1 rRNA gene is annotated in these 3,311 nt (G+C 51.9%); it reads right to left on the bottom strand.

Annotated features, from left to right (window positions below):
• Positions 1–20 precede the first annotated feature (20 nt).
• Positions 21–2,836, bottom strand: a 23S ribosomal RNA gene (locus BLW69_RS22450).
• Positions 2,837–3,311 lie beyond the last annotated feature (475 nt).

Below are 3,311 nucleotides of genomic sequence, written 5' to 3'. Positions count from 1 at the left end.
GATGAGCATAGTCAATGAGAACGATGAAGCCAATCGGGCTATTAGTAAGGCTAAGCTTCATGCATTACTGCACGTCCACACGCCTCCTATCAACGTGGTCGTCTTCCACGGCCCTGATAGGGAATACTCGTTTTCAGGTGGGTTTCCCGCTTAGATGCCTTCAGCGGTTATCCCTTCCATATATAGCTACCCTGCTATGCCGTTGGCACGACAACAGGTCCACCAGAGATATGTCCATCCCGGTCCTCTCGTACTAGGGACAGATCCTGTCAATATTCCTACACCCACGGCAGATAGGGACCGAACTGTCTCACGACGTTCTGAACCCAGCTCACGTACCGCTTTAATTGGCGAACAGCCAAACCCTTGGGACCTGCTCCAGCCCCAGGATGCGATGAGCCGACATCGAGGTGCCAAACAACCCCGTCGATATGGACTCTTGGGGGTCATCAGCCTGTTATCCCCGGCGTACCTTTTATCCGTTGAGCGATGGCCCTTCCACGCGGGACCACCGGATCACTATGACCGACTTTCGTCTCTGCTCGACTTGTCAGTCTCGCAGTCAGGCGGGCTTATGCCATTGCACTCGACGACCGATTTCCGACCGGTCTGAGCCCACCATCGCGCGCCTCCGTTACTCTTTCGGAGGCGACCGCCCCAGTCAAACTACCCACCATACACTGTCCCGGATCCGGATAACGGACCGCGGTTAGACATCCATGACGATAAGGGTGGTATTTCAAGGATGGCTCCACGAGAACTGGCGTCCCCGCTTCAAAGCCTACCACCTATCCTACACATGCCGACACGAATGCCAGTGTAAAGCTATAGTAAAGGTGCACGGGGTCTTTCCGTCTAACCGCAGGAACCCCGCATCTTCACGGGGAATTCAATTTCACTGAGTCTATGTTGGAGACAGCGGGGAAGTCGTTACGCCATTCGTGCAGGTCGGAACTTACCCGACAAGGAATTTCGCTACCTTAGGACCGTTATAGTTACGGCCGCCGTTTACTGGGGCTTCAGTTCAAAGCTTGCACCTCTCCCTTTAACCTTCCAGCACCGGGCAGGCGTCAGGCCCTATACGTCGTCTTTCGACTTCGCAGAGCCCTGTGTTTTTGATAAACAGTCGCTACCCCCTGGTCTGTGCCACCCCTTTCCACTTGCGTAAAAAGGGGTCACGCTTCTTCCGAAGTTACGCGTGCAATTTGCCGAGTTCCTTCAACATAGTTCTCTCAAGCGCCTTGGTATGCTCTACCTGACCACCTGTGTCGGTTTCGGGTACGGTCTATACGGTGGAGCTATTTCCTGGAACCGCCCCGCTGCACATCCAATCCAATAAGGAGGTACAACTTACGCGATCCGTCACTACCACCAGGCCCACGAATATTAACGTGGTTCCCATCGACTACGCATTTCTGCCTCGCCTTAGGGGCCGGCTAACCCTGCTCAGATTAACTTTAAGCAGGAACCCTTGGTCTTTCGGCGAGGGGGTCTCTCACCCCCTTTATCGTTACTCATGTCAACATTCGCACTTCCGATATCTCCAGAGGCCCTCACGGGTCCTCCTTCACAGACTTACGGAACGCTCCGCTACCACATACACTTTACGTGCATATCCTCAGCTTCGGTGCATGGCTTTAGCCCCGTTACATTTTCGGCGCAAAGACCCTTATTTAGACCAGTGAGCTGTTACGCTTTCTTTAAATGATGGCTGCTTCTAAGCCAACATCCTGGTTGTTTTGGGATCCTCACATCCTTTCCCACTTAGCCATGACTTGGGGACCTTAGCTGGAGGTCAGGGTTGTTGCCCTCTTCACGACGGACGTTAGCACCCGCCGTGTGTCTGCCGACTAGTACTCCTCGGTATTCGGAGTTTGGTTAGGATCAGTAAGACGGTGAGTCCCCATAGCCCATCCAGTGCTCTACCCCCGAGGGTATTCGGTCGACGCTCTACCTAAATAGATTTCGCGGAGAACCAGCTATCTCCGAGTTTGATTGGCCTTTCACCCCTAGCCACAAGTCATCCCAATCTATTGCAACAGATGCGGGTTCGGCCCTCCAGTTGGTGTTACCCAACCTTCAGCCTGCTCATGGCTAGATCACTCGGTTTCGGGTCTAATGCATCTAACTAAATCGCCCTATTCAGACTCGCTTTCGCTGCGCCTACACCTACCGGCTTAAGCTTGCTAGATACACTAAGTCGTTGACCCATTATACAAAAGGTACGCCGTCAGGCCCCTTACTAAAAAGAGCGCCCTCCGACTGCTTGTAGGCATCCGGTTTCAGGTTCTATTTCACTCCCCTTGTCGGGGTGCTTTTCACCTTTCCCTCACGGTACTTGTTCGCTATCGGTCATGCACGAGTACTTAGGCTTGGAGAGTGGTCTCCCCATGTTCAGACAGGATTTCACGTGTCCCGCCCTACTCAAGGACAATGTCTGTTCTACGCTTACGGGGCTATCACCCACTCTAGCCAGGCTTTCCAACCTGTTCAGCTTTATTCAACATTGCCACTGGCCTGGTCCGCGTTCGCTCGCCACTACTTACGGAGTCTCGGTTGATGTCCTTTCCTTCAGGTACTTAGATGTTTCAGTTCCCTGAGTTCGCTTCTTACACCCTATGTATTCAGGTGTAGATACCTTATTGATAATACCTAGAAATCTAAACCGTCCCGAAAGACGACTTAAACTTTCTAGGTATTTAAGGTGGGTTGCCCCATTCGGAGATCCATGGATCAAAGCTTATTCGCAGCTCCCCACGGCTTTTCGCAGCGTATCACGTCCTTCTTCGCCTGTGCATGCCAAGGCATCCACCAAATGCCCTTAAAACACTTCATCGTTCTCATTGCCAATGCTCATCAATATAGCTCACTCCAAAGGAGCAAACGGAAGGGCTACCTTTTACAACCCAACCTTCTCATGATGCCATCAACGTGTTCGATCAGGCCACTTTATTGGAACCACGCCGAGCGGTTCACTTGTGTCCTGATCTTTAAGACCAGCTTCTCGAGATTAAATCCGGGTCCGCGCGGTTAGCAAACGGACATCAATAAGTCGTCAGAGGTGGTTTAGGGCCAAGCCCCAAAACACCAACAACGACCGACCAGAGTGACATGCTTCCGACCTACTCCAGCTCTTCCTCCAGATCCGACCGGCTAGGTCATCCTTGGTATCATCAGAACCGGGCTCGGACATCTTTGGGCCAAAACCCAAAAATACCTGGAAGCATCCAGATCAATCTTCTCTTCACAATTTTGCAGAACAGGCAACACTCCTAAAAGTGATGCAAACTTTATTTTCTTCAGAAGACAAT

It is taken from the genome of Rhizobium sp. NFR12, from assembly GCF_900108545.1.
GTDB lineage: Bacteria > Pseudomonadota > Alphaproteobacteria > Rhizobiales > Rhizobiaceae > Neorhizobium > Neorhizobium soli.
The sequence above is the reverse complement of the archived record's forward strand: the minus strand, read 5'-3'. Positions and strand labels throughout refer to the sequence as shown.